Here is a 2,505-nt window from a genome sequence, read left to right on the forward strand (position 1 = left end):
GTATGGGGATTGGTGCCGATCGCCCAAGCTGGCGCCCAGCATTGCGCGGTCGGCGTCACCCAGCTGACGTCGCCGACATCGGTCGATCCGGCCCGGAAATGCGATAGTCCCTCGAAATCGCGCAGACCGGTGTGCAAGGGCGTCGAGCCATCGACCTTGGCATTGGAGAACACATCGCCCTTCATCTGATAGAGGCGGATGCTGCTCCTGATCGCTTCCTCAGTGAAGGTATCCTGGATTTCCCTGGCGAAGGCGATGTCAGCCTCGTCGAAGGCTATCGGCCCGAGCGCGACCATGTTCTCGTGCATTGCGGTTTCAAGCGTAATGTTGGGAAGAAGGTTCGTCGAGGCGGTGTCGAACACGATCTCGACTTCGGTTTCGGTCATCATCGCGGCACCTCGTGCAACTTTCTCGACGCGCCCGGCAAGCTCAAGCGCCTGCGGCATGTAAGGCGCCCTGATCAGATAGAGAACCTCGGCGCTGGCCTGTACGACATTGGCGGCCCTGCCGCCGGTGTCGGTGATTGCGTAATGAACGCGACAATCCTGCGGCATGTGTTCGCGCAGGAAATTGACGCCGACATTCATGAGTTCGACCGCATCGAGCGCCGAACGGCCGAGATGGGCGCTGTTGGCCGCATGTGCCGCGACACCCCTGAAGCGATAGTAATATTCGAGAACGGCGAGATTGTTCGTTGAACGAACACCGTTGAACGGAGCCGGATGCCAGGTCAGGGCGGCATCGACGTCATCGAATGCGCCGGCACGAACCATGAAGGTCTTGCCGGAACCGCCCTCCTCTCCTGGGCAGCCGTAATAGCGCACCGTCCCGGGCAGGTTGTTCTCCTTGAGGTGGCGGGCAAGCGCAACCGCCGCCATCAGCGACCCGACGCCAAGCAGATTGTGTCCGCAGCCGTGACCGGTCGCCCCCGCCGCTTGGGGACGAGGCTCGGCCACGTCGGCGGTCTGGCTCATTCCGGCCAGGGCATCGAATTCGCCGAGGAAGGCAATCACGGGCTTGCCGCTGCCGGATTCGCCGATGAAGGCCGTTTCCATGCCTGCGACGCTGCGGCGCACGGCAAAGCCGTTTTCCTCGAGTGTCCTTGCCAGCAATTGCGACGAGCGCCGCTCCTCGAACTTCAACTCCGCGAAATCCCAGATACTGTCGCTGAGAGCGACACAATCCGGTTTCATCTCTTCGATCGTCGCGGCAATAGAGCTGATCGCGTCAAGATTCATGGCATTTCCTCGTTGTCTGTCCTGCCGCCACAGGGACGTGTTGCACCGGACCCGGCAGGACGGCCTGCCGGATCTCCTATTGACTGTCGAAGTGGGATGGCGGCGCCCGATTCACCGGGCGCGGCAATTCGGGCTCAATTGTCGAGCGAAACTTCCCAAAGACGGGCATTCGATTGCCAGACGGGCTGACCCTTCAGCTTCTTGGTCGCGCCCCAGACATCGACCATGTCGTAGAGGAAGATGCCCGGCATTTCCTTGAGCATCAGCGTGTGAAACTCGTCGAAGATCGCCTGACGCTTCGTCTGGTCGGACTCCGCATACGCCGCCTTCGTCAACTCGACGGCTTTCGGGTCATCCCACATCAAGGAAGCGTTCTTGTCCTTGTTGCCGACATAGAAGCCGTACATCAGCGCGGGATCGAGCCTCGGCGCGACCGACTGCGAGATGATCTGATAGTTGCCGGAGCGGCGACGATCGACCTGCGTCGCATAGTCGAGCACCTCGATCTGCACATTGAGACCTGCCTGCTGCATCATGGCCTGCGCCATCACCGCGGCCGGGAAGCTTGGCACGTTGCTGCGCTTGTTGGCGATGATGGTGATCGGCTCGCCCTTGTAGCCGGCCGCCRCAAGCTCCTTCTTCGCGGCCTCGAGGTCGTAGGGCAGACGCGTCTTCTGGACATCGTCGAAATAGAGCGAGTCTTCCGAAACCATCGAGCCGTTGGCTGCGCCGGTGCCATTGGAGGCGGCCTCGACGAGCTGGTCGAGATCGAGTGCCATCGCCATGGCGCGGCGCACGCCGGGATTGCTCAGAACCTTGTCGCGCGTCTGAATGTAGAAGAGGTTTTTGCCGTTGTTGCGAGCCACGATCAGTTGCATCGTGTCGCTCGTCTTGAATTCGGGAATGAGATCCGGCGAAATCTCCGCGGTATCGAGTACGCCGGACTGAAGGCCGGCCTTTACGGTCGAAGCATCGGGAATGACCATGAACTTGATGCCATCGACGAGAGGGCGTTTGGAGCCGACCATGCCGTCGGGCTTGCCGTCGTTCTGGGGCGAGACATAATCGTCGAACTTGGCAAGGTGGATATACTCGCCCTTCTTCCATTCATCCCATTTGAAGGGACCGGTGCCGATCGGCTTGATGAAGCTTCCGTCCGCACCGACCGATTCCGGGGAAATCATCCCGGTGTAACCGCATTCGGGGCGCGACATCAGGCCAAGGAAAATCGCGGATGGCTTTTCCAGCGTGATGGTGACTGTGGAAG

2 protein-coding genes are annotated in these 2,505 nt (G+C 60.7%); both read right to left on the reverse strand.

The annotated features are described in order from the left end of the window. The coding region (locus AC1D1Z_RS36250) for a M20 family metallopeptidase (RefSeq protein ID WP_477853630.1) at positions 1–1,238 on the reverse strand (1,238 nt) is incomplete at its 3' end. Between the two features lie 134 nt (positions 1,239–1,372). Next, positions 1,373–2,505: ABC transporter substrate-binding protein (locus tag AC1D1Z_RS36255; protein ID WP_477853632.1), on the reverse strand; the 1,133-nt coding region annotated here is incomplete at its 5' end.

This window comes from Rhizobium sp. P1_E1 (assembly GCF_056406015.1).